We start from the raw sequence: 24,429 nt of genomic DNA, 5'->3' as shown, positions 1-24,429 counted from the left end.
TATTTTAGATTTAGGTTAAACTTATTTTTTGTTATTCAAATCGTTTGCCGTTTGCAAGATTTCGTTCATTACTTCTTTAAAAATTTCTAACTTATGAGTGGGAATTTTATCAGTAATGGTTTGGTTAAAATCGAGAACCATTTTTTTTGATAAATCCCTGGATTTCAATCCTTTTTTTGTTAGTTTTATGATGACCTCTCTTTTATCCAGATCTGTTTTTTCTTTATAGATATAGCCGTTGTCTTCCAAAAGTTTGATAATTCTGGTAAGAGAAGTGGGCTCAATAGCCATTTTAGGTCCCAGGTTGGTACTTCGCGTTCCTTTTTTTGGATCTATTTTCAGAAGTGTAAGAGCCTGTACTGTAGTAGAATTATGCTTTTGAGCAAGTTCTGCATACATTTTAGAAACTGCCAACCATGTAGACTTTAGAATAAGATCTATATTATCCATTTTCTTTATCATCTTTATGTTAGATTATAAGGAGCTAAATTGTTTTTTCCAAAGATAATAAATATTATGCATGCATAATAGTTTTGTAAATATATTTTTTTTGTAAACTAATGATATACAAAATTATAAAAAATATTCACAGCATAATATAATGAAATTTTAAGATAATTTGTTCTAAAAATTATAAAATAAGATAGTTTGAGAGTTACCTCAATTTCAGTACAAAAAAAAATTGGAAAAGAAAATAGGCTCTTTTCCAATTGATATTCAGAATATAAGAAGAAGTTTATTTACCTCCTTCCATTTTCTTTTTAAGTTCCGCAAGTGCGTCTATATCTCCTAAAGTGGTTTTCTCTTCAGCAGTAGATTTAGCAGCAGCTTCCTTCATATTTTTCTTTTCTTCTTCGCGGAACAATCCGGTGTGAGAAACCACCACTCTTTTAAATTCTTTGTTGAACTCAATTACTTTGAATTCTGTTTCTTCTCCTTTTTTAACTTTGGAGCCATCTTCTTTTTCTAATAGTCTAGAAGGGCAGAAAGCCTCTATTTCTGCATCTTCAAACTTCACTTGAGCACCTTTATCAAATACCTCTGTAGCTACACCTGTGTGTACTGTTCCTTCAGCATATTTAGTCTCAAATTTGTCCCAAGGGTTTTCTGTAAGCTGTTTATGTCCCAGAGAAAGCCTTCTTGCATCTACATCAAGCTCCAATACAACCACATCCATTTTTTCGCCTACATTGCAGAACTCAGATGGGTGCTTGATTTTCTTAGTCCAAGAGAGATCAGATATATAGATAAGTCCGTCTATACCTTCTTCCAATTCTACAAACACACCGAAGTTAGTAAAGTTTCTTACAGTACCGGTATGTTTAGAATCTACAGGATATTTGTCTTGGATATTGGTCCACGGATCTTGGGTAAGTTGTTTCATACCCAAAGAGATTTTTCTTTCTTCTTTGTCAAGAGTCAATACTTGAGCTTCTACTTCATCTCCTACTTTTACAAAATCTCCAGCACTTCTCAAGTGCGTAGACCAAGACATCTCAGATACGTGGATAAGTCCTTCTACGCCTGGTGCAACTTCTACGAAAGCACCATAGTCTGCAAGAACGACTACTTTACCTTTGATTTTGTCACCTACTTTTAGGTTTTCATCAAGAGCATCCCATGGGTGGGCTTCCAATTGCTTCATACCCAATTGGATTCTTGTTTTGTCTTCATCAAAGTCAAGGATAACTACTTTTACGGTTTGTCCGTCTTCCAAAATTTCAGAAGGATGATTGACTCTGCTCCAAGAAAGGTCTGTAATATGTACTAAACCATCTACGCCACCAAGGTCGATAAACACTCCGTAAGAAGTGATATTTTTAACGGTACCTTCCAATACCTGACCTTTTTCAAGCTGAGAGATGATTTCTCTTTTTTGATCTTCAATATCAGCTTCAATAAGAGCTTTGTGAGATACTACCACATTTTTGAATTCAGGATTGATTTTTACTACCTTGAATTCCATAGTTTTACCTACGAATTGGTCATAATCCTTAATAGGCTTCACATCGATTTGAGAGCCCGGTAAGAAAGCTTCTATACCGAATACATCTACAATCATACCGCCTTTAGTTCTGGATTTCACGAATCCGTTTACAACCTCGCCGCTTTCGTGGAATTGATTTACTCTATCCCAAGCTTTCAGCATTCTCGCTTTTTTGTGGGATAGGTGCAGCTGTCCGGTTTTGTCTTCTCTCTTATCTACCATTACTTCCACTTCATCACCTACTTTCAGATTAGGATTGTAGCGGAACTCGTTAAGAGAGATTACACCTTCAGACTTGAAGTCTATATCTACAATAGCTTCTTTGTCTGTCATTCTTACTACTTTTCCGATGATGACATCATCTTCCGTAAGATCGTTAAGAGAGCCTTTGTAAATGGCTTCCAATTCTTGTTTTTCGTTTCTGTCCTCAGCATTAAGTCCAGATTCGAAAGAATCCCAGTCAAATTCTTCAGGGGATACATTTTGGTTCATTAGAACCTCTTCTTGTTGTTTTGTCTTTTCTGACATAATTAAAAATTTGTATTCAAAAGCAGCACTTTTTTTGAGCCTTATGTGAAAAAGTGGCTTTTGAAGTGGGTTATTTTACAATAATTGCTTCGGCTCAAATGGTTCACAAAAAGCGGTGCAAATATAGGATATTTTTTTTGATAAACAGATATTTAAAGATAAAAACAAGCGAAAAATATAATTAAAGTGTTCAATAACATTTTCGTTAAATGAAAACAAAATCAAAAAAGGGAAAAAACTTAGATTTTAATCCCTATTCCTAACTGCATATAAGATTCTTTTATGTTTATGATAAGGCCGTTATTATTGTAAATTACAAATAAAGGCTGCAATGGAAAATGGCAACTAAAGTCTATGAAATATTTTGTATCTAAGCTAAATCTCATTCCTATTTCTGTTTTGAAAGAGGGATGATGGATTTTTATGATCAATTTATCAATATCTTTTTTATTAGGAATAGAGTCCTTTTGGGGAGGGATTTCTTTTATGTTTTTTTCTGTATATCTTCCCAAAAACAATAACGAGGATTGAATTCCCATATATACTTTGACTGCCTGATAAGAGTGTATTAGTTTTATTCCGCTGCTAAATTCGTAAATGAATAATTTCAGCTTAGCATTTTTGTATTTTTCAATATCGTTTGATAAGTTGGTTTTGAGAAAATAGGCGTTGTTGTCTATATGCCCGCCTGTCTCTGAAAATTTAGCAGAAACCTCTAAACTTAAGCGTTTGGAAAAGATACTATACTCTTTTCCTACTTCTATAAAATAGCCTATTTTATTGCCTGATGTTAATACCAAAGAAGTTGCCGAAGGAGAAGACGCCTCTATTTGGGACCAATTCCCTCCCAATATTAATAACACATTAGACTTTTTCTGCTGCTGGGCATTACAAGAAAGAAACAATATCGTAAATAATACCAATATGGCTTTGTTTTCCATTGACAAAAAGCAGAAAGAGTATGGGTATTTCAAAAAATATGAGTTAAGGTTAATAACAAGAGCCGCGTCAATAAGCTGATACGACTCTTGTTAAGTTTATGTATGTAGTTTTTCTCACATACTAGAATTTATATCCTATACTCATCTGGAAATATCTTTGTTTAAGATTTACATAGTCTGTAAAGTTTTTATTAAGACTGGAAGCTCCAAAATTATATCTTGCGTCTACAAATACATTGTCATTAAACATATATTCTCCACCTAAATGTAATCCGAAATTAGCGGAAGAAAGCTGTGATTTAATAGTTTCGTCTATATCCACATCTTCATTAGTATCTATACTTTTACCATCTAACTCAAGTTTGGTTTTCGCTCCTGCTTTGAAATTTATAGTGCAACCGCCTAAAACTGAAAACTTATCAAATGTATACTTCAAAGATACCGGTACTGAAATTTGGCTTAAAGAAAGAGTAGCATTCGCTTTTTTGAAGTCTAGCTCTTCTATTTCTGGTAAATTTCTCAATTGTTCCTCATTTAATTTATCAGTGTCAACGGTTAGTTTAGCTCCTACATTACTATAAAGAACTTCTCCCTGCAAGCTCAAATTATTCCCTAATCCGTATTCTACAAAACCTCCTACATTAAACCCAGATTTGTTTCCTAATAAAAATCTAACACTAGAAGCTGTGCTTTTTGCACTGATGTTTGACAAATTATATCCTGCTTTTACACCGTACTTAACTTGTGCGTTCATACCACTGAATAGTGCTAAAGCACCAACTAAGAAAATCTTTTTCATTTTAATTATTTTTTTATTTATGCAAATTTATAGTTTTTTTTAAATAATTAAAATTGTTAAAAATTTAATTTTTACTACAACTATATAGTAGGATTTCTAAAGAAAAGGTATAAAGTTTTCTTTAGAATACTAGTGATTTATAACTTATAAATAATGTCTCCTTTAGGAGACTCTAAATATTTAAAGCATTAGTGATTTCAAAAAAAACTCTTTTTTATTTTATTTTGTAAAAAAATACATATTTCGTTTTAGAAAGTTGTATATTTTGTATTGAGGATTATATTGTACAGGTATTTCTGAATATAGATTAATAGAAGATTTAGATACTGAAGATAAAAATGTTTAGAAGAAGATTGAAATAAATAATCATCGATTAAGATTAAGTTCTTACAATATAATTATAAAGAAAAGCATCAATAAAAAAAGATTTTCTAAGACCCAATTCTGAGATTAATTTAATGGAAGTCATAATGTGCCAAAAGTGTTGTTAAAGAATTTTATACTTTTATAATAGTAGTAAGAATTTATTGAAAAAGCTTTATATCAAGTTGGTTATAGAACATCAACATTTCCCTATACGAGTAAATATTTGGCAGGTATTTTAAGGATGAAGCATGGTATACTTACGAAGAGAACTTCAAGACATGGCTTTTCGAGGAGTAGAGTTTTGTGTCTTTGACATCGTTCTAAGACGGAAAGGTGTATGCAATTTTGATCGACCATTTGGATACCCTCATCAATATGTACGACGAGCACAGATATGAGATGTGGCATCAGCGGATTGATATGAACGATAAGGACATGAAGGAAAGCTGTTCCAAGATGGACAATACCCACTATACTGCGTGTGTTTTTTATAAGTGAAATAAATAGATAAATATAATTTTGTGGAAAAAAATAATTTAAATGGGTGGAATTATTACTAAAATTTATATATTTGCAACTGAATAAATTTTAAAAATAATTATTATGTCAGACATTGCATCAAGAGTAAAAGCGATTATCGCTGATAAGTTGGATGTGGAGGAAACAGAAGTAACTCCTGAAGCTAGTTTCACTAACGATTTAGGCGCAGATTCTTTGGATACTGTAGAGCTTATTATGGAATTTGAAAAAGAATTTAATATTCAGATCCCTGATGATCAAGCTGAAAAAATTACTACAGTAGGTCACGCTATCGCTTATATTGAAGAAGTGGTTAACAAGTAAATAAAAAATTAATTATGGAATTGAAAAGAGTAGTCGTTACCGGTTTTGGTGCTGTTACGCCTATAGGCAATAACGCTAAACAATATTGGGAAAACCTAGTAAAGGGTGAGAGCGGAGCTGCTCCGATTACTCTTTTCGATGCCTCTAATTTCAAAACTAAGTTTGCTTGTGAGGTCAAAGGCTTCAATGCGTTGGACTATTTTGACAAAAAAGAGGCAAAAAAAATGGATCGTAATACGCAGTTTGGTTTGGTGGCGGCTAGAGAGGCTGTCGAGCATTCTCGTATTATAGAGGATCAAGTGGATAAAAATAGAGTAGGAGTGATTTGGGGATCTGGTATTGGCGGACTTGATACTTTTGAAAAAGAAGTTTTAGGTTGGGCTAATACAGATATTCCTCGTTTTAATCCGTTTTTTATCCCAAAGATGATAGCCGATATTACACCTGGACATATCTCTATAGAGTATGGCTTTCACGGACCTAACTATACGACAGTTTCTGCTTGTGCATCATCTGCCAATGCGATTATAGATTCTAAAATGCTTATCCAGCTGGGGAAAGCAGATGTTATTGTCTGCGGAGGTTCGGAAGCGGCTGTAACGGCAAGTGGAGTAGGTGGTTTTAACGCTATGATGGCTCTGTCTACAAGAAATGACAGCCCTATAACAGCATCCAGACCTTTCGATAAAGATAGAGATGGTTTTGTGTTAGGTGAAGGTGCAGGATGTATTATCCTTGAAGAATATGAGCACGCAGTAAAACGAGGTGCTACTATATATGCCGAACTTAAGGGTGGTGGTATGAGTGCAGATGCTTATCATATGACGGCACCGCATCCGGAAGGTTTAGGGGCTTATCTCGTGATGAAAAATTGCTTGGAAGACGCCGGAATTACTACAGATGAGGTCGATCATATCAATATGCACGGGACTTCTACGCCGTTGGGAGATATTGCAGAATCTAATGCTATTTCTAAATTGTTGGGAGAGCATGCTTATGATATTCAAATCAATTCCACAAAATCTATGACCGGGCATCTTCTTGGTGCAGCAGGGGTTATAGAAGCTATTGCAGCGGTAGGGACTATTATCCATAATATCGTTCCGCCTACTATCAATCATTTTACAGATGATGAGAAGATAGACAGCCGTCTCAATTTTACATTCAATAAAGCTGTGGAGAAAAATGTAAATGTAGCAATGAGTAATACTTTTGGATTTGGTGGGCATAACGCTTGCGTACTATTCCGAAGAGTGGAAAAATAGCTATGGATATTGTCAGGAAGATTACCAAATTACTTTCTAAAGCCCACAAAAAACAATATTTACTAGAAGAGGACAGATTTTTATTTGAAAAGATTAGAACAATTATAGGTTTTAGTCCAAAAGAATTGTCTTGGTATAAAGAAGCTTTTTCGTTAAAGACTTCTTTTGGAAGGAATAACTATGATCGTTTGGAATTTCTCGGAGATTCCGTTCTCGGTAGTATTATTTCGTGCTATCTTTTTGAACATTATCCTAATGGCAACGAGGGATTTCTTACCCAGATGAAATCAAAAATTGTTAATAGAAAAAACCTCAATCAAATAGGTGAGAGACTGGAACTTCGGTGTTTGATTTCAGAGGAAAAAGGGTTTAAGCATAGCAAAGATCTTTCCGGTAATCTTTTGGAATCTTTTATTGGTGCTGTTTATATGGATTTTGGGTACGAAATTTGTAAGGGAATTGTATTGTCCCGTATCATTCCGGAGGCAGAAATGGATAGACTGAAAAATAAAATTATAAGCTATAAAAGTTTGATTTTAGAATGGTGCCAAAAAAATAAATGGACGCTGAACTACGAAACGAAAGAAGAAATTTTACCTTCAAAGCAAGTTGTTTTCAGATCCGTGATTTTTATCAATGGAAATCAAAGAGCTGCGGCTACCGAAACTTCTAAAAAAAAGGCAGAAGAAAAGGTTGCTCAAAGAGCTTTTTATGCATTAAACAAGAAAGTAAAAATAGTATAGCATTAAATAAGTTAATGGAATAAGATTTTATTACGATAATCATTATGCCGGATAATAAAATTGTACTGACTTTTGAAGACGATGAGGAGGAAGAACTGCCTTTAGGGTTGTGTAGATTGACGTATCCTATGGAAGATTTTCAGTTTTTCTATAAATTGAATCGGCTTAATGATTTTAAATTTTGCAGGACGAAAGATATAGTAATAAAAAGAGGCTATTACAAAGCTTTCTTTAGTAGATTTGAAGCGTATGATAGTAGAAACAAAACACATTATATAGTCGTTGTTAATCGCTCTCATACAGTAGAAGAAGTAGAACAACGGATGAATCTTTTCTCGGGAATAGAGCATACGGAATACTTGTTTTCAGACAGAGCATTGGTAGATTATATTTTATTAACAAAGGGAGGATTTGGCGATTTTTCGTTAATTTTGCTTCCGAAAGAGGAGGTTCTTCAGGTGGAAGAATTGGTTTTAAGCTCTCGGCACGAGCTTTTTGATATTATTCAGTGTGATTATTATGATTAGAGATTTAAAAAAAACAAAAATAATAGCGACATTAGGTCCTGCTTGTTCTACCAAAGAAAAAATGGTAGAGCTCATAAAAGCGGGTGTAGATGTTTTTAGAATTAATTTTTCTCACGCCGACTATGATCTGGTGAGAAGGAATGTAGAAATCATTAGAGAAATAAATGAAGAGTACGGTACAGCTGTATCTATTTTAGGAGATTTGCAGGGACCAAAACTAAGGATAGGGATCGTAAAAGAAGGCTCATACCTCAATCCTGGAGATATTCTCACTTTTACAAATGAAGAAGTAGAGGGAGATTCTACACGGGTGTTTATGACATACAAAAAATTCCCTCAAGATGTGAAAGTAGGAGAGACTATATTGATAGACGATGGTAAGCTGATGCTGAAAGTATTGGAGACTAATGGCGTAGATACCGTAAAAGCAGAGACTATACAAGGAGGACCATTGAGCTCTAAGAAAGGAGTGAATTTGCCCAATACTTATATTTCTTTACCTGCACTTACAGAAAAGGATATCCGTGATGCCAATTTTATATTGGATTTACAATTGGATTGGATTGCTCTGTCTTTCGTGAGGCACGCACAAGATATTAAAGACTTGAAAGAGCTGATTAAAAATCATCCCACAAATAATTTTAGAACACCTATTATTGCAAAAATAGAGAAACCTGAAGGTGTAGAAAATATAGATGAGATTCTGCAAGAAGCTGACGGAATAATGGTGGCAAGAGGAGACTTGGGCGTGGAAGTACCGATGGAAGATGTACCTGTTATCCAAAAAACATTGGTGAAAAAAGCCAGAGCATACGCTAAACCAGCCATTATTGCAACACAGATGATGGAAACGATGATCAATAGCCTTACGCCTACGAGAGCAGAGGTAAATGATGTGGCTAATTCCGTTTTAGACGGTGCAGATGCGGTGATGCTGTCCGGCGAAACTTCCGTAGGGAAATATCCTGTAGATGTGGTAAAAAATATGTCAAGGATAGTGAGACACGCAGAGAATACACATTACTATAAGAGAAGAAACGAAATAATAGATAAGGAAGTAAGCTGTATAGACGAAAGATTTATTACCAAGAAAATCTGTCTTTCAGCAGTGAAAATAGCAAAGAGTGCTTCTGCAAAAGCCATTATTACCCTTACATATTCCGGATACACCGCTTTTCAAATTTCATCGCACAGACCGGATGCTCATATATTGGTATTTAGTTCGAACCCAAGAGTACTCACAATGCTTAATCTCCTATGGGGGGTGAGGGCTTATTATTATGATATGCAAAAAACAACAGACGAAACGATTATACAAGTTAATATGCTGGCCACCAATTATGGATTTGTAAGGCAAGGAGATTTTGTAGTAAATCTTAATGCTATGCCGGTACACGATGGCGGAAAAACCAATACATTGCGTCTGTCTAATATATAATCCCTTTTGCAAATATAAGAACATAAAAATCCTACACTATAAGTAGGATTTTTTAATATTTGCGGATAAGGGCTATTTTATTTTTTTGTTAATGAAAATTTGGTATGATAAATAGAGTAGAGGTAGTGTCATTACAGTAAGATAAAAAAAGTGTTGAATAACGATATTCGTCCGTAATAAAGCAACATAAACCAGCCCAAATGCTGCACCTCCAAGGTGGGCAGAATGTCCGAGATTATCCCATTGTTTAGGGTTCAGCATCATATAGACGGAATAAGAAAAGTAGAGAGTCCCGAAAATCCAACCGGGAAGAAAATTGATATTAATATCATTAGGTGCCATCGCAATTGCCGCAAAGATAATTCCTGATACAGCACCGGAAGCCCCAATGGCAGAATACCAAGGTTTGTTTTTGTAAATGAGCAAGCTGAAAAAGTTACCGGCAATCATTGAACCGAAGTAAATAACCCAAAAGCCAATAGTCCCAAAATAAGTTTCTACAATACCTTGAAAAAAATACAACGAAAGCATATTGAAAAAAAGATGAGACCAATCCGCGTGTAGAAAGCCGGAACTCACCAAACGGATATATTCTTTCCGTACGGTAATATCTTGAACATTGAATTTATATTTCTCAAAAAAAGCTCGGTTGTTAAACCCTTGATAAGAGATAATACAAGTCGCAATAATAATTAAAAAACCTATTGTCATATTTATATTTTTATTCAAATAAATCTCCTATGATACCTTCTGCGGGGGATTCGTCATTGCTATTTGTAGGAGCAATAATTTCTTCCGGTTCTTTTTCAGGCTCTTTTTCCGGAACAGACATATTGATAGATTTTACCTTTTCTTTGATAAACTGGTTTCCCATAGCTTTAATTCCTTTTACGGAAATAAATTCATCAATGTTAATGAATTCCGGTTCTTTGTCCTTTTTAGAAAAAATGATTTCTGCAGTGCAGCCGTCGGTAGTTCCTACAAATTCCACAAAGGATTTAGGGTGTTCGCTTGGCATAAAAATCTGAGAATTGAGATGGTTCTCCAAAAGGAATCTTTTGATATAGTAAATATCTTTTTCTCCGTCGTAGTAAATACAAGAAACCACTTGTTCAGGGTTCCATTTTTCAAGGATAAGATACTCGTCATCAAAACGGTTCATTAAATCAAAAGAAGTAAGTCTGGCTTCTCCTTTGGTATTAATAGTAAGGATTTTGTCATCTCCTTTGAAATAGCCAAGCAGCGTCCCTCTGCCTTCGGCGTTTAGGCGGCGTACGGTATCGTCAAACCAAATTTTCCTTGGGGCTAATGTCGATACGCCTTCTTCTTTCAAATCTACTTTTTTTACAGCATATTTGGTAACGAGATTTCCTTTGGAATTTCGTCCTTTGATGGCTAAATCAGAAAAGTCTATCTCTATTTTGTTTTTACGAATTCGGGCACTTGGTTTTAGCAGCACGCTTACTACTTCCGCTTCTCCGTTGGGATTAGCAGAAAAATAGAGAATTTCGGAACCTTTTTTGTCGGATGCGAGAGGATACTCGGTATTTCTTGTAATGGAAGTTACGGCAAAGCGTTTCATATAGTAAGGCCCTGTTTTTCCTTCGCGGTAAATCATATTATAGACCGTTCTGCTGTCGTTCTTTTTCCAGACGCCTACATGCAGAATATCTTTACCCACGAAAGTTTTAGGCTCTACTTTTGTAATCTGCATTATTCCGTCTTTTCTAAATGTAATGATGTCGTCAATATCAGAGCAGTCAAAGACATGTTCGTCTTTTTTGAGTGCCGTTCCGATAAATCCTTCGGTGCGATTAACATAGAATTTTTCATTGGCTACGGCTACTTTGGTCGCATCAATAGTGTCAAATATTCTAAGCTCTGTGCGTCTTTCTTTCCCTTTGCCGTATTTTTTTTGTATGTTTTTGAAGTAATCGATGGCGAAGGCGATTAGGTTGTCCAGGTGGTATTTCACCTGTTCCATTTTCCCCTCCAAAGCGGCTATATTCTCCAAAGCTTTATCCCTGTCATATCTGGAAATTCGCATAAAAGGAAGTTCTGTAAGGCGGATAATATCCTCCGTAGCCACGGCACGCATTAAGTTTTTGGTAAAAGGCTCCAAGGCTTTTCCAATGGCATCATAGACGGCTTCTTTGCTGTCTTTTCCTTTGATTTCTTGGTAGAGTTCGTTTTCGATAAAAATTTTCTCTAATGATGCAAAGTGCCATTTCTCCTCTAACTCTCCGAGCTCTATTTCTAATTCTTTTTTCAATAAAGAAACCGTAAAGTCTGTATTTTGTTTAAGAATTTCAGAGACCGAAAGAAACATTGGTTTATCTCCTACAATGACGCAGGCATTCGGTGATATGGATATTTCGCAGTCTGTAAAAGCATAGAGTGCATCTATCATCTTATCGGGCGAAACATCATTATTCAGGTGTATATTTATCTCTACCTCATCCGAAGTATTATCCTCTATTTTTTTGATTTTAATTTTACCCTTCTCATTGGCTTTGATGATTTTATCAATCAGATTGCCGGTGGTAATGCCATAGGGCAGCTCTGTGATGCAAAGAGTATGTTTATCCTTTTGAATAATTTTTGCTCTTGAGCGTAGTCTTCCGCCGCGTTCTCCGTCATTATAATTGCTCACATCCAGCATACCTCCGGTCATAAAATCCGGATAGAGCTCAAATTTTTTCCCTTTCAAATGTGCGATGGAAGCCTCTATAAGTTCATTGAAATTGTGAGGCATTATTTTAGTGGAAAGTCCTACCCCTATACCTTCTACACCCTGAGCGAGAAGCAGCGGGAATTTTACAGGAAGATCAATAGGTTCGTTGTTTCTGCCGTCGTATGATTTTGTCCAGTGGGTAGTTTTAGGATTAAAAACAACTTCAAGGGCAAAAGGCGTTAGTCGTGCTTCTATATATCTGGCAGCTGCGGCAGAATCTCCGGTATAGATATTTCCCCAGTTCCCCTGAGTGTCAATGAGAAGTTCTTTTTGTCCAATCTGAACCATAGCATCTGTGATGGAAGCATCACCGTGAGGGTGATATTTCATCGTATTTCCCACGATATTGGCCACTTTATTGTATCTACCGTCTTCCAGCTCTCTCATAGAGTGCATTATTCTTCTTTGTACGGGCTTGAAGCCATCGTATATAGAAGGAATGGCACGATCTAAGATAACATAAGATGCGTAGTCTAAAAACCAATCTTTGTATAATCCTGACAGTTTTTTTAATGTTTCTTCTTTATGGCTGTTTTGCTCTTTCATTTAATTTAGCTCAAATAAAATTAAAAACTTTCTATTCTTTGTTTTCTTTTTATGTAGTTATGATGTTTAGTAAAATGTAGACTGTGATTGATGAGAAAATAGCTAAGTTTACTCACATCAAATGCATCATAACTACAGTAGATATCAGCATAAATAATTCTAAATTGAGTTTTAGTCGTTATCTAATATAACCCCTAAAATTTTATAAATATGTTAATTCATAACTTTCGCCGAAATATTCATCAATATACTCATTGATATCTCTAGCAAAATCCTTGGGATGAACAATAAAATTCTCTGCATTTTCTCTAGGGAAAACAGATAAAAAGTAATTGTTTTCAATTAAATTTGGAATAAAATCCAATAAAAATTCTTCTAATGGAATGCTATAAGGTTGAGCTGCTTCCCACTCATTGATGGCATTTAATTCTGCAAAGATTTTTTCAGGCCAAATAGGGAAGTATATTTGCTCTTCATCACCATAAGTTAATATTCCATCATCATCTAAAATCCAAACTTCCTCGTATTCAGCAATTCTTTTTATTGACAGTAAATAAATTTCTTCTATTTTTAATGATAAAATTGAGTTAATTTCTTTTTTTCGGTTTGTCATAGCCAATATTTTCTTTATTATTATTGTTACATACAATCTTTTTTAATGAAATTTTCAAATCTCTAATTTCCCTTTTGGTTAGATACGAGATATCGTATTTCAATAGAATGACTTTTTCTGTTTTGCTGTTTACTTTTATAAACAATCTTTTAAAAAATAATGCATTAAAAAACTCAAAAGAATGTAATTTGTATTTAGGGAATTCATCTTTTGTTTCTTTATTGAAAATAATGGAGATACTTTTATTGATGAACATTACAGCCTCTCCGTCACTGTCATACTCAAAAATTTGTTTACCTTTTATATAGAATATGAAGTACAATAGTGTAGGGATTATTATGAGAAAAAATTTCCAGTTTCCCATAAAAGATATAAGAGAAATATCAAGTATGTATACAATGAGACACATTATAGATATTACATTGATGAAAGTAAAATAAAAACGGAACAAAGGTGCTTTTTTGCGGTTGCTTAATCTCATTTTGTTGGTTTAAATGTTATATATCAGTGTCTTCTAAAATAAGGTTTTCTAATATGAACTGCTGTCTTTCTGGAGTGTTTTTACCCATATAAAAATCCAAAAGCTGCTCTATGGTTTGGTCTTTGCCAAGAACTACAGGCTCCAGACGAATATCTTTACCTATGAAATGCCTAAACTCTTCAGGGGAAATTTCTCCAAGCCCTTTGAAGCGTGTTATTTCAGGGTTTTTGCCAAGTTCGTTTAGGGCCTTCAGTCGTTCTTCCTCTGTATAGCAGTAGCGTGTTTCTTTTTTGTTTCTTACACGGAATAGAGGGGTTTGCAAAATGTGCAGATGCCCATTCTTTATTAAATCCGGAAAAAATTGCAGGAAGAAAGTAATCATCAGCAGTCTTATGTGCATTCCGTCCACATCGGCATCAGTTGCAATAATGACTTGATTATACCTTAAATCTTCTAAGCTGTCTTCAATGTTAAGAGCGGCTTGTAGCAGATTAAATTCTTCGTTTTCATAGACCACTCTTTTGGTTAGCCCATAGCAGTTCAGCGGCTTACCTTTCAGAGAGAATACGGCTTGTGTTTCTACATCTCGAGATTTTGTAATAGACCCTGATGCCGAATCTCCTTCTGTTATGAAAATTTGAGACTCAGACTTTCGTTCTGCTTTTTGGTCGTTGTAGTGCTGGCGGCAGTCTCTTAGTTTTTTGTTATGGAGAGATACCTTCTTAGCTCTTTCTCGTGCTAATTTTTGTATTCCGGAAAGTTCTTTTCTCTCCTTTTCGGAAGTGAGAATTTTCTTTTGTACCACTTCGGCAATTTCGGTGTTTTTGTGCAGGAAATTATCGAGCTTGGTTTTGAGAAAATCCACTACAAATGTCCTTACCGTAGGACCATTGGGTCCCATATCATTAGAGCCGAGTTTGGTTTTGGTCTGAGACTCAAAAACGGGTTCTTCTACATTAACGGAGATAGCGGCAATGATCGATTTTCGAATATCAGCAGCATCAAAGTTTTTATTAAAAAACTCACGAATAGTCTTTACATAGGCTTCTCTAAAAGCGTTGAGGTGTGTTCCGCCTTGTGTGGTGTTCTGTCCGTTGACAAAAGAAAAATAACTTTCGGATTGCGATTTGTCCGAGTGGGTAATGGCTACTTCTATATCCTCCGCTTTTAGATGGATGATAGGGTAGAGGATATCGTCTTCTAAGTTCTCTTCCAGAAGGTCTTTTAGTCCATTTTCAGAAAAGTAAGTTTCTCCGTTGAACACGATTTTTAATCCGGGATTAAGATAAGCGTAATTCCTAAGCATCCGCTCAATATATTCTTTTCTGAATTTAAAGTTTAAGAATATTTCGTGGTCGGGGATAAAGGTGATTTCTGTTCCATTTCTTTCAGAGGACTCCACTTCCGAATGCTCTTCTGTGATAACCCCTTTGGAAAATTCGGCTACTTTAGCTTTGCCATCTCGCACGGATTTTACTCGGAAATAGTCGGAAAGTGCATTTACCGCTTTTGTACCCACACCATTTAGCCCTACGGATTTTTTGAAGGCTTTGCTGTCGTATTTCCCTCCCGTATTCATTTTAGAGACGGCATCTACCATTTTTCCTAAGGGGATACCTCTACCGAAGTCTCTTATGGTAACGGTTTTCTCGTCTAATTTTATCTCTATTTTTTTTCCGGATTTCATTCGGAATTCATCGATAGAGTTGTCTATTATTTCTTTCAGAAGAATGTATATGCCGTCATCAGCAGAGGAGCCGTCGCCTAATTTCCCAATGTACATACCGGGTCTTAGTCTAATATGCTCCTGCCAATCCAGCGTTCGGATATTGTCTTCCGAATAAATAGGTTTAGTTTCGCTCATCTGTTTTTTGCCTAAAAATCCAATTCTTTACAAAAGTACAAAAAAGTAGTTAAATGAGATTACTATTTATTATTGTTTCTTTTTTTTAGTTACAATGTATTATTTTGTTTGTTATTGATTTTTGTGGTTTTGTAATGTTGTTTATAGTGGTTTTTATTTGCTAAACGATGTTTATTTTGATATCTGAATTTTGAGCGTATGATATTCTTTTGAGTATGAGAAGGAAATCCTTTGGGTAAATATTTGTGGAGATTAAAAAAAAGCCATATCTTTGCAGAAGATTTAGGATAGTGAATGGAAAGGCTTCGGAAGAAAGCCTTTTTTTGTAGCCTAAAATAATTTAAAAAAATGGAATTTGAAACGCAAATAAAGCAGCTATTAGAAACCTTTTTGGAGGAAAGACCAGATTTGTTTCTTATTGATATGAAAATATCAGCAGGAGATAATGTGGTGATTATTTTAGATGGGGACAATGGGATTTCTATCCAAGATTGTTTAGATGCCAGTAGAGCCATAGAATTTAATATGGACAGAGAGGAGCACGATTTCGGTCTTCAGGTGATGTCTGCGGGGCTTTCGGAGCCTCTTACCCAAATTAGACAATACAAAAAGAATATAGGCAGAGAATTGGAACTCTTGATGCAGGATTCTTCTAAAATACAGGGCGAACTGGCGAAGGTAGAAGAAGATCGTATTATCTTGATCCTTAGATATAGAAAGCCTAAGGAGGTAGGTAAGGGAAAGGTAGATGTGATGGAAGAAAGAGAGGTGCTGCTGTCAGAAATTAAAAAAGCATTAGTAATAGTTAAATTTTAGATAAATAGAGCATTATTGCTTGTTTAGTAATTAAATAAAAGATTTTATAAATGGATAATTTAGCCTTAATAGAAGCATTCGGAGATTTCAAAGAAGAAAAGAATATAAGTAAAGTAGACCTTATGGCGATTATTGAAGATTCTTTGAAAACGCTTCTTAGAAAAAGATATGATTCTGATGATCATTTTACGGTAATTGTAAATCCGGATAAAGGAGATTTTCAGATATTTCTTAATAAAACCATCGTGGAAGATGAAATGTCCGAAGATGATGACTTGGAAATAGAAATATCCGAAGCTCGGAAAATAGATGAAACCTTTGAGGTAGGAGAGGATTTTACGCAAGAAATCAAAATTTCCCAGTTGGGGAGAAGAAGTATTCTTACGCTTAAACAAATTTTAGCTACAAAAATACAAGAGTATCACAATGCTCATCTTTATCAGCAGTTTAGAGATAGGATAGGGGAAATTATGGTAGGAGAAGTGCATCATATCCGCTACAAGCATGTAATTTTATTGGACGACGAGGGGAATGAGTTTATACTTCCAAAAGAAAACCAAATCTCGTCTGATTTTTTCAGAAAAAGCGATAATGTAAGAGCGGTAATAGAAAGTGTTGATTTCAAAGGGAGCAAGCCTCAAATCATCGTATCTAGAACTTCGCCGAAATTCTTAGAAAAGCTTTTGGATTTGGAAATTCCTGAAATTCAAGATGGTACTATTATCCTTAAAAAAGTAGCGAGAATACCGGGTGAGAAAGCCAAAATAGCCGTAGATGCCTACGATGATAGAATAGACCCTGTGGGCGCTTGCGTGGGGGTGAAAGGTTCTCGTATTCACGGTGTGGTAAGAGAATTGAGAAACGAAAACATAGATGTTATTCAGTGGTCTAAAAATCCCGAATTGTTGCTCAAAAGAGCTTTGGGGAATGTGACCATTAATAAAATAGAAATTGACGAAGCTGAAAATAGAGCTTTAGTCTATACCCCGTCTGAGGAAATTGCCAAAGTCATCGGTAAGCAAGGACAGAATATCAAATTGGCTTCGTGGCTGTCGGGATATGATATAGATGTTTACAGAGAAGCAGCGGAAGATGATGATGTGGAACTGGACGAGTTCTCAGACGAAATAGAGAAATGGATTATCGATATCTTCAAAAAAGTAGGTTTGGATACCGCTAAGAGTATTATAGACAAAGATAACGATGCGTTAGTTCGTCTTACAGACTTAGAAGAAGAAACGATAGAAGAAGTTAAACGAATTCTTCAAGAAGAATTTGAAGAGGAGTAATCCTGATTCTTAAAGGAATTTAAGAATAAACATAATAAAATCAATAAATTAAAAATCAAAAAAGGGCATTGAAGTTTTATGAAACAATGAATGCCGATTTTAAACATTATGCCAAAAAATATTAGATTAAACAAAGCTATTAAGGAACTCAATATCTCTATTGACAGAGCGGTAGAGTATCTCAAATCTAAAGGGATAGAGATAGATAGAAATCCTAACGCACTGCTCAATCCTGAGGCATATTCTGTTTTGGAAGCAGAATTTAAGAAAGATGGAGAGCAAAAAAAGGCATCTAATGAAGTCGTTATTACCAAAGTACCGGAAGACAAATTGGTAATAGAAGAGGATGTTCCGAAAAAAAATGAGGAGGTAAAAATAGAAAGACCTAAAGTGGGAATTACCATTTTGGATAAGATTGATTTGGATGGAAAAGGCAGTAAAACTACTGTGGAAGAAACACCTAAAGAAACCCCTCAAAAATCGGAGGAGCAGCCTAAATCCGAAAAACCTACTGAAATAAAACAAACACCAAAAGTTTTGGATCGGATAGACCTCACAGAGGTAGGAAGTAAAAAAACTAAAAAATCGGAACCTAAGAAAAAAGAAATACCATCTCAACCTAAGGCAGAAAAAGAACAGCTTGTGGTAGAGAAAGAGGTTGTAGAAAATAAACCGAAAGAACAAAAACCTGTTCAAGAGGTAGAGCAGCCTAAAGAAGAGGAGCCGCAAAAGATAGAAACAAAATATCAAAAGTTGGATGGTCCGAAAATTCTCAAACAGACGGTGGACCTTTCTCAGTTTGAAACCAAGCCGAAAAAGAAAAAGAAAAGGAAGAGAATTACCAAAACCGGTGAAGCCGTCAAAGAGGCTACACCTCAGAATAATAAGCCGCAGCCACAGGGTGCAGGTGGTGCTAAACCTGACAATAACCGTCCTAAAAGGGGGGGGAGAAAAGGTAAGAAAGGAGAAAAGCATATGCCGGTAGAGCTTACTGAGGAGCAGGTAAAAAATCAAATTAAGGAGACTTTGGAAAAACTAACTAATAAAGGTGGTAAATCCAAATCTTCTAAATACAGAAAAGAAAAAAGAGTACAGCGTAGAGAGCTGGATGCAGAAATGCAAGAGCTTGAAGCTAAAGATAAAACACTCAAAGTCACAGAGTTTATTACAGTGAATGAACTCGCAAGTCTAATGGATGTAAACCCTACGGAGGTGATTTCGGCTTGTTTCTCTTTAGGCGTAATGGTAACGATGAACCAGAGATTGGAGGCAGATACGCTTACGCTGGTAGCGGAAGAGTTCGGTTACAATGTAGAATTTGCAGATGCGGATTTGGAAGAAGATATCAATACCGAAGAGCCTGACAGAGAGGAAGATTTGCAGCCTCGTGCACCTATTGTTACGGTAATGGGGCATGTGGACCATGGTAAGACATCATTGTTAGACTATATTAGAAAAACCAATGTAATCGCCGGAGAATCGGGTGGTATTACGCAGCATATTGGTGCGTACAGTGTAGTTTTGGAAGATGGTGAGAAAATAACATTCTTAGACACGCCGGGGCACGAAGCCTTTACCGCGATGAGAGCAAGAGGAGCACAAGTGACAGATATCGCAATTATTGTGATTGCAGCAGATGATGATGTGATGCCGCAGACCAAAGAAGCGATTTCCCACGCCCAAGCCGCCGGAGTACCGATGATTATAGCTATTAACAAGGTAGATAAGCCTAATGCCAATCCGGATAAAATCCGTGAACAACTTTCGCAGATGAATATCTTGGTAGAGGAGTGGGGTGGAAATGTTCAGTCTCAAGAAATCTCTGCTAAATTTGGTAATAATGTAGATTTACTACTTGAAAAAGTGTTAATCCAAGCAGAATTACTCGAGCTAAAAGCTAATCCTAATAAATTGGCACAAGGGGTCGTGATAGAAGCTGCTTTGGACAAAGGTAGAGGCTATGTGGCGACTATGCTGGTTCAGGCAGGAACGCTTAGAGTGGGAGACTATGTGTTAGCAGGTAGAAACCACGGTAAAGTGAAAGCAATGCTGGATGAAAGAGGGAAAAATATGCAGACAGCTGGTCCTTCTATGCCGGTAACTATTCTCGGTTTAGACGGAGCACCTACGGCAGGGGATAAATTCCGTGTTTATGAAGATGAAAAAGAAGCTAAAAATATTGCCAATAAGCGTGAGCAGCTTCATCGTGAGCAATCGATTAGAACTAAAAAACATTTGACCTTAGATGAAATAGGACGAAGAATAGCACTTGGAGACTTTAAGGAACTTAACATTATTCTAAAAGGAGATGTAGACGGTTCTGTGGAGGCACTTTCGGATATGCTTCAGAGACTTTCTACTGAAGAAATCCAAATCAATATCCTTCACAAGGGGGTAGGGCAAATTACCGAGAGTGATATTCTTTTGGCTACGGCTTCAGATGCGGTAGTGATAGGCTTTAATGTAAGAGCCGGTGCTAATGCTAAGGAGCTTGCAGAGAAAGAAGAAATAGAAATCCGGTCTTACTCTGTCATCTATGACGCCATAGACGATGTGAAAGAAGCCATGGAGGGAATGCTTTCCCCTGAAATCCGCGAGCAGGTTATTGGTAATGTGGAAATCCGTGAGGTGTTCAAAATCTCAAAAGTGGGCAGCATTGCCGGATGTATGGTGCTTACCGGTAAGGTTACACGGAACTCTAAAATAAGACTTCTAAGAGACGGTATCGTGAAATATGATGGCGAGCTGGAAAGCCTAAAACGCTTTAAAGACGATGTGAAAGAAGTGAATAAAGGCTATGAATGTGGTCTTAACTTGAAAGGTTATAACGATATTGAAATCGGAGATATCCTTGAAGTGTATGAGGAGGTTTCTGTGAAGAAAAAGCTAAAATAAAATTAGAATTAAACAAAGAAAAATACCCTTGAGCTTTAAGTTTGAGGGTGTTTTTATGTAAGATAGGCGGCTATTTTTGAGGTTTTTAGCTAAAAATAGTTTACATTTGTTTCTTTGTTATTCATTATGTCTGTGAAAGAACAAGAATTTTCTGATTTGATACAACAAAACCAAGGACTTATCATCAAGGTATCCCGTATGTACACGAATACTCCAGAGGATGAGCAGGATCTTTTTCAGGAAATTGTATTGCAGCTATGGCGTTCTTACGATTCGTTCCGAGGGCAGTCCAAGATTTCTACTTGGATGTATCGTGTAGCTCTGAATACGGCCATTACATTGTTCAAAAAATCTTCGAAAAGCCCCAAAGTAGATGAACTGAATGATGTCCATTTTGGTAAGGTTTATGATTCCGATGAGGATAAAAACGAACAAATACAACTATTATACACTGTGATAAAGCAGCTTCCTGATGTGGAAAAAGCCGTAGTGATGATGTATTTAGATGATCAGCCCTATAAGGAAATTGCCGAAACTCTCGGTATTACCGAAGTGAATGCCCGTGTGAAAATGAACCGATTAAAAAAAACTCTTAAAGATTTAATGCAAAAATATGCCTAATTCCGAATTTAATGTTGAGCAAATAAAACAAGCGTGGCAAAACCAAACGCCTAAGAGTACTTACACTAATCAAGAGATTAGAGCGATGCTTAATCGAAAGTCGCGTAATTATGTCAAATATATTCTTTGGATTAGTATTGCAGAGCTTTTGCTGTTTTTGTGTATCAATATATTTACCTTTTTCAAGTCCGGTACCGATGAAAATTTCATTCTTATAATCAAGCAGCTGGGGGCGAATATTACGCCTCATATCCGTGCTCGGTACGAGATGATGAATATTATACTGAAAACCATTGTTTTGGTAGTAATGGCTATTTTTATCCAAATGATATATTTCAGTTACAGAAAAATACGCGTAGAAGAAAATCTGAAAACTTTTATTACCCGTATCTTGAATTTTAAGAAAGTGGTCAATTGGTTTATTTTTGCCAATATATTGATTCTTATTTTATTTGAGATTGTGCTGACGGCTTTTGTGTTCAATACCGTTGCTCATCAGAATATCATTATCAATAAATCGACTAAGATAGGAATGATCGTAGGGGTAACGATTGCCACCATAGGAGGAGTGGCTGTTATTTGGCTTTATTATAAAGTAGTGTACGGCATTATTATGAAGAGATTGACCAAACAGATTCGTCAGCTTCAGGATATAGAAAATACCCAATCTATAGAAGATTAGGTATTTTGTAGAGATATCAAATAAATTTTAGAGTGAATCGCTATACGCTTTCCAGCCCTCTATTTTGTAACTAAGTGCGGCTTTCTCTGCATCTTCGGCTTTATAAATGCCTCTGCCGACAATCATAAAATCGGTATGCAGATTTTTGAAAATATATTCCGGCGTATTGTATTGCTGCCCTTTACCATCACACTTATTAGAAAGGCTTACCCCCGGCGTGAAGTGCAACATTTCTTCCGGTAAAGATTTCTGAGATACCCCACCGATTACACTTGGGTGGGACTGTGCGACTTTAAGGGCTTCCTCACTGTAATGAGCATCGGTAAGTGCTCCCTGCGAAGACATACTAATGATGGCTACCACACCGGAATTTAGGAAATAATTAAGCGAAGTACTTCCCGCAATCATATGGGAGGTGATGAGGTCTGCCCAAAATGAAATTCTATAAGTTCCATACGAATATTGCAATTCCTGCGTACTGCCTATGTCTGCGAATTTTCGGTCTTCCATAAGCAAGAAATTGTGTTTTTTCGCAATGTCTTTTAATGGGAGTATCGTCTTATCAAAATCAAAATCGGTAATGACATCGATATGGGTTTTTAATGCCACAATATGAGGTCCCACTTTATCGGCTAAGTCCAATAGTTCTTTGGTGGTAATGACATCAGCAGATGCAATAAGATTAGACTGTTTTTCTATGGCGATTTCCAAAATCTTTTTTCCGGCTTTATGCTCGGTCAGTTTTAGTTTTTCCTCGTAGGAGCGTCTCTTTTTCTCTTCAAATTTTACGGGATTGCCTTTCAGAAAATCTTTTATTCTAATGATTTCTTGTTCCTCTAATAGATGGGATTCTCTCAGTATCTCGCAAACTTCCGTAATGGTAAACAGCGTATGTACGCGGTAGCCTTTGCTTTCCAAGAATGCTTTTCCGCCTTGCTCTCTGTCTAATACCACGACAATGTCGGATACCTTTACGCCTTTATTTTCTATCTCAGGAATGGTTTCCAATAAAGATTTCCCACTTGTGATGATATCTTCTACCAATAGGCAGCTTTGTCCTTTTTGATAGATGCCTTCAATGAGTTTTTTAGTACCATAGGCCTTCGCTTCTTTTCTTTTAATGATTAAAGGAATATTGCTTTCCAAAGACATAGCGGTAGCCATAGGCAGTGCGGCATAAGGTACGCCGCATATCAGGTTAAAATCTTTTTGGGGCACCATACTCAAAAGATGAGAAGCAAGGGATTTCAGTATTTTAGGCTCGGAAGCCAAAGGTCTCAAATCTACATAGAAAGGACTTTCTATCCCACTTTTAAGCGTAAATTTTCCAAATTTAATGATGCCTAACTTGTAGCATTCTAAGAAAAAGTCTTTTTTGTTTTCCACAGTTGTATTGTATTTGGGTAAATAAAAAAGAGATGCCTAATGACATCTCTCGGTATTGTTATTTTATGTAAAGTACATTTTTGATTTCAGTTTTTACCTTTTCCACTTTTGGGAACCACTCTGCAAATAATGCGGCAGAGTAAGGTGCCGGAGCGTCCGGAGTCGTAATTCTTTTGATAGGAGCATCTAAATAATCAAATGCTTTCTGCTGAACCATATAAGTAATTTCAGTAGCTACAGAACCAAAAGGCCAAGCCTCTTCTAAAACGACTAATCTATTAGTCTTTTTAACAGAGTTAAGAACAGTATCGTAGTCTAATGGACGAACAGTTCTAAGGTCTATCACTTCTACGGAAATACCTTCTTTTGCTAAATCTTCGGCAGCTTGTAATGCCAGTTTCATAATCTTACCAAAAGACACCAGAGTAACATCTTTACCTTCTCTTTTGATATCGGCTTTACCGATTGGGATATAGTATTCTTCTTCGGGAATTTCCATTTTATCGCCATACATCTGCTCGGATTCCATAAAAATGACAGGGTCGTTGTCTTGTATAGCGGTTTTTAGAAGTCCTTTGGCATCGTATGGGTTAGATGGGACTACCACTTTCAGACCGGGGCAGTTTGCATACCAGCTTTCAAATGCTTGGGAGTGCGTAGCACCCAGCTGTCCTGCAGAAGCAGTAGGACCACGGAAAACGATAGGCACATTCCACTGCCCGCCGCTCATTTGGAACATTTTGGCAGCGTTGTTGATAATTTGGTCTATGGCAACCATAGAGAAATTGAAGGTCATAAATTCCACAATGGGGCGGTTCCCATTCATAGCAGCCCCTACGGAAATCCCAGCAAAACCGAGTTCTGCAATAGGAGAGTCTATAACCCTTTTAGGGCCAAACTCATCGAGCATTCCTTTGGAAGCTTTATAGGCACCGTTATATTCTGCTACTTCTTCCCCTATGAGGAATATGGATTCATCTTTACGCATTTCTTCGCTCATAGCTTGAGCGATAACCTCGCGAAATGTATATTCTTTCATTATATCTAAATATAGTAATGGTGCAA

The 24,429-nt window shown here is 36.2% G+C and carries 22 protein-coding genes; 11 read left to right on the top strand and 11 right to left on the bottom strand.

The features are described from left to right. Window positions 1-21: 21 nt before the first annotated feature. The 4 genes from BLS89_RS02380 to BLS89_RS02365 all read right to left on the bottom strand — a co-directional run bounded on the left by BLS89_RS02380 (window position 22) and on the right by BLS89_RS02365 (window position 4,255). The gene (locus tag BLS89_RS02380; protein ID WP_092735899.1) at window positions 22-462 is read right to left on the bottom strand and encodes a MarR family winged helix-turn-helix transcriptional regulator; all 441 of its coding nucleotides are present in this window, start codon (window positions 460-462) and stop codon (window positions 22-24) included. A gap of 274 nt (window positions 463-736) precedes the next feature. Further along, window positions 737-2,515: a 30S ribosomal protein S1 gene (rpsA, locus tag BLS89_RS02375; RefSeq protein ID WP_092735898.1), complete on the bottom strand. Its 1,779-nt coding sequence runs from the start codon at window positions 2,513-2,515 to the stop codon at window positions 737-739. 239 nt (window positions 2,516-2,754) lie between these two features. Further along, window positions 2,755-3,456: a hypothetical protein gene (locus tag BLS89_RS02370; protein WP_092735897.1), complete on the bottom strand. Its 702-nt coding sequence runs from the start codon at window positions 3,454-3,456 to the stop codon at window positions 2,755-2,757. A gap of 121 nt (window positions 3,457-3,577) precedes the next feature. Continuing rightward, window positions 3,578-4,255, bottom strand: a complete 678-nt coding sequence (locus tag BLS89_RS02365; protein WP_092735896.1) for a porin family protein — start codon at window positions 4,253-4,255, stop codon at window positions 3,578-3,580. A gap of 699 nt (window positions 4,256-4,954) precedes the next feature. Between BLS89_RS02365 and BLS89_RS10535 the strand changes: the two genes are divergently transcribed. From BLS89_RS10535 to pyk, 6 genes are all read left to right on the top strand, one after another. After that, window positions 4,955-5,119, top strand: coding sequence for a hypothetical protein (locus BLS89_RS10535; RefSeq protein ID WP_176763220.1), 165 nt, complete (start codon window positions 4,955-4,957; stop codon window positions 5,117-5,119). 105 nt (window positions 5,120-5,224) lie between these two features. Continuing rightward, window positions 5,225-5,464, top strand: coding sequence for an acyl carrier protein (locus BLS89_RS02360; RefSeq protein WP_002976354.1), 240 nt, complete (start codon window positions 5,225-5,227; stop codon window positions 5,462-5,464). Window positions 5,465-5,478: 14 nt separating this feature from the next. Beyond that, window positions 5,479-6,729 (top strand): beta-ketoacyl-ACP synthase II, encoded by a 1,251-nt coding sequence (fabF, locus tag BLS89_RS02355; protein ID WP_092735895.1) that lies wholly within the window; start codon window positions 5,479-5,481, stop codon window positions 6,727-6,729. Window positions 6,730-6,731: 2 nt separating this feature from the next. Next, window positions 6,732-7,472, top strand: a complete 741-nt coding sequence (locus BLS89_RS02350) for a ribonuclease III family protein (protein WP_092735932.1) — start codon at window positions 6,732-6,734, stop codon at window positions 7,470-7,472. Window positions 7,473-7,516: 44 nt separating this feature from the next. Continuing rightward, a complete protein-coding gene (locus tag BLS89_RS02345) occupies window positions 7,517-7,999 on the top strand; it encodes an IPExxxVDY family protein (RefSeq protein ID WP_092735894.1) in 483 nt (160 codons plus the stop codon). Further along, complete coding sequence (gene pyk / locus BLS89_RS02340) at window positions 7,992-9,437, top strand: pyruvate kinase (protein ID WP_092735893.1); 1,446 nt, start codon at window positions 7,992-7,994, stop codon at window positions 9,435-9,437. The genes BLS89_RS02345 and pyk overlap by 8 nt, the downstream gene beginning before the upstream one ends. A gap of 72 nt (window positions 9,438-9,509) precedes the next feature. Here pyk and BLS89_RS02335 read toward each other — a convergent pair whose 3' ends face one another. The 5 genes from BLS89_RS02335 to BLS89_RS02315 all read right to left on the bottom strand — a co-directional run bounded on the left by BLS89_RS02335 (window position 9,510) and on the right by BLS89_RS02315 (window position 15,675). Beyond that, entirely contained in the window at window positions 9,510-10,148 is a 639-nt protein-coding gene (locus tag BLS89_RS02335; RefSeq protein ID WP_092735892.1) for a rhomboid family intramembrane serine protease, read from the bottom strand. Window positions 10,149-10,158: 10 nt separating this feature from the next. After that, window positions 10,159-12,717, bottom strand: coding sequence for a DNA gyrase/topoisomerase IV subunit A (locus BLS89_RS02330; RefSeq protein ID WP_092735891.1), 2,559 nt, complete (start codon window positions 12,715-12,717; stop codon window positions 10,159-10,161). Window positions 12,718-12,919: 202 nt separating this feature from the next. Further along, window positions 12,920-13,330, bottom strand: coding sequence for a DUF2750 domain-containing protein (locus BLS89_RS02325; protein WP_092735890.1), 411 nt, complete (start codon window positions 13,328-13,330; stop codon window positions 12,920-12,922). After that, window positions 13,305-13,652, bottom strand: a complete 348-nt coding sequence (locus BLS89_RS02320) for a hypothetical protein (protein ID WP_245688794.1) — start codon at window positions 13,650-13,652, stop codon at window positions 13,305-13,307. Before BLS89_RS02320 ends, BLS89_RS02325 begins: the two co-directional genes overlap by 26 nt. A gap of 175 nt (window positions 13,653-13,827) precedes the next feature. Next, the gene (locus tag BLS89_RS02315) at window positions 13,828-15,675 is read right to left on the bottom strand and encodes a DNA topoisomerase IV subunit B (protein ID WP_092735888.1); all 1,848 of its coding nucleotides are present in this window, start codon (window positions 15,673-15,675) and stop codon (window positions 13,828-13,830) included. Between the two features lie 348 nt (window positions 15,676-16,023). Here BLS89_RS02315 and rimP point away from each other — a divergent pair, with 348 nt between their 5' ends. The 5 genes from rimP to BLS89_RS02290 all read left to right on the top strand — a co-directional run bounded on the left by rimP (window position 16,024) and on the right by BLS89_RS02290 (window position 21,978). Beyond that, complete coding sequence (gene rimP, locus BLS89_RS02310; RefSeq protein WP_092735887.1) at window positions 16,024-16,491, top strand: ribosome assembly cofactor RimP; 468 nt, start codon at window positions 16,024-16,026, stop codon at window positions 16,489-16,491. A 50-nt stretch (window positions 16,492-16,541) separates the two neighbouring features. Continuing rightward, a complete protein-coding gene (gene nusA / locus BLS89_RS02305) occupies window positions 16,542-17,780 on the top strand; it encodes a transcription termination factor NusA (protein WP_092735886.1) in 1,239 nt (412 codons plus the stop codon). A 108-nt stretch (window positions 17,781-17,888) separates the two neighbouring features. After that, window positions 17,889-20,675: a translation initiation factor IF-2 gene (gene infB, locus BLS89_RS02300; RefSeq protein ID WP_092735885.1), complete on the top strand. Its 2,787-nt coding sequence runs from the start codon at window positions 17,889-17,891 to the stop codon at window positions 20,673-20,675. A 126-nt stretch (window positions 20,676-20,801) separates the two neighbouring features. Continuing rightward, window positions 20,802-21,296: an RNA polymerase sigma factor gene (locus BLS89_RS02295; protein WP_092735884.1), complete on the top strand. Its 495-nt coding sequence runs from the start codon at window positions 20,802-20,804 to the stop codon at window positions 21,294-21,296. Then, window positions 21,289-21,978, top strand: coding sequence for a hypothetical protein (locus BLS89_RS02290; RefSeq protein WP_092735883.1), 690 nt, complete (start codon window positions 21,289-21,291; stop codon window positions 21,976-21,978). Before BLS89_RS02295 ends, BLS89_RS02290 begins: the two co-directional genes overlap by 8 nt. A gap of 27 nt (window positions 21,979-22,005) precedes the next feature. On the opposite strand, the gene pyrF is transcribed toward BLS89_RS02290, so the two are convergent. Together pyrF and BLS89_RS02280 are read right to left on the bottom strand one after the other, a co-directional pair. Next, window positions 22,006-23,364, bottom strand: coding sequence for an orotidine-5'-phosphate decarboxylase (gene pyrF, locus BLS89_RS02285; RefSeq protein WP_092735882.1), 1,359 nt, complete (start codon window positions 23,362-23,364; stop codon window positions 22,006-22,008). Window positions 23,365-23,422: 58 nt separating this feature from the next. Next, entirely contained in the window at window positions 23,423-24,403 is a 981-nt protein-coding gene (locus tag BLS89_RS02280; RefSeq protein WP_092735881.1) for a pyruvate dehydrogenase complex E1 component subunit beta, read from the bottom strand. Between the last annotated feature and the right edge of the window lie 26 nt (window positions 24,404-24,429).

Source organism: Riemerella columbipharyngis (genome assembly GCF_900101995.1).
Taxonomy (GTDB): Bacteria; Bacteroidota; Bacteroidia; order Flavobacteriales; family Weeksellaceae; genus Riemerella; species Riemerella columbipharyngis.
The sequence above is the reverse complement of the archived record's forward strand: the minus strand, read 5'-3'. Positions and strand labels throughout refer to the sequence as shown.

Coding starts and splice junctions, on each gene's coding strand:
- BLS89_RS02380 (WP_092735899.1), bottom strand. CDS start 462: ATGATAAAGAAAATGGATAATATAGATCTTATTCTAAAGTCTACATGG.
- rpsA (WP_092735898.1), bottom strand. CDS start 2,515: ATGTCAGAAAAGACAAAACAACAAGAAGAGGTTCTAATGAACCAAAAT.
- BLS89_RS02370 (WP_092735897.1), bottom strand. CDS start 3,456: ATGGAAAACAAAGCCATATTGGTATTATTTACGATATTGTTTCTTTCT.
- BLS89_RS02365 (WP_092735896.1), bottom strand. CDS start 4,255: ATGAAAAAGATTTTCTTAGTTGGTGCTTTAGCACTATTCAGTGGTATG.
- BLS89_RS02360 (WP_002976354.1), top strand. CDS start 5,225: ATGTCAGACATTGCATCAAGAGTAAAAGCGATTATCGCTGATAAGTTG.
- fabF (WP_092735895.1), top strand. CDS start 5,479: ATGGAATTGAAAAGAGTAGTCGTTACCGGTTTTGGTGCTGTTACGCCT.
- BLS89_RS02350 (WP_092735932.1), top strand. CDS start 6,732: ATGGATATTGTCAGGAAGATTACCAAATTACTTTCTAAAGCCCACAAA.
- BLS89_RS02345 (WP_092735894.1), top strand. CDS start 7,517: ATGCCGGATAATAAAATTGTACTGACTTTTGAAGACGATGAGGAGGAA.
- pyk (WP_092735893.1), top strand. CDS start 7,992: ATGATTAGAGATTTAAAAAAAACAAAAATAATAGCGACATTAGGTCCT.
- BLS89_RS02335 (WP_092735892.1), bottom strand. CDS start 10,148: ATGACAATAGGTTTTTTAATTATTATTGCGACTTGTATTATCTCTTAT.
- BLS89_RS02330 (WP_092735891.1), bottom strand. CDS start 12,717: ATGAAAGAGCAAAACAGCCATAAAGAAGAAACATTAAAAAAACTGTCA.
- BLS89_RS02325 (WP_092735890.1), bottom strand. CDS start 13,330: ATGACAAACCGAAAAAAAGAAATTAACTCAATTTTATCATTAAAAATA.
- BLS89_RS02315 (WP_092735888.1), bottom strand. CDS start 15,675: ATGAGCGAAACTAAACCTATTTATTCGGAAGACAATATCCGAACGCTG.
- rimP (WP_092735887.1), top strand. CDS start 16,024: ATGGAATTTGAAACGCAAATAAAGCAGCTATTAGAAACCTTTTTGGAG.
- nusA (WP_092735886.1), top strand. CDS start 16,542: ATGGATAATTTAGCCTTAATAGAAGCATTCGGAGATTTCAAAGAAGAA.
- infB (WP_092735885.1), top strand. CDS start 17,889: ATGCCAAAAAATATTAGATTAAACAAAGCTATTAAGGAACTCAATATC.
- BLS89_RS02295 (WP_092735884.1), top strand. CDS start 20,802: ATGTCTGTGAAAGAACAAGAATTTTCTGATTTGATACAACAAAACCAA.
- BLS89_RS02290 (WP_092735883.1), top strand. CDS start 21,289: ATGCCTAATTCCGAATTTAATGTTGAGCAAATAAAACAAGCGTGGCAA.
- BLS89_RS02280 (WP_092735881.1), bottom strand. CDS start 24,403: ATGAAAGAATATACATTTCGCGAGGTTATCGCTCAAGCTATGAGCGAA.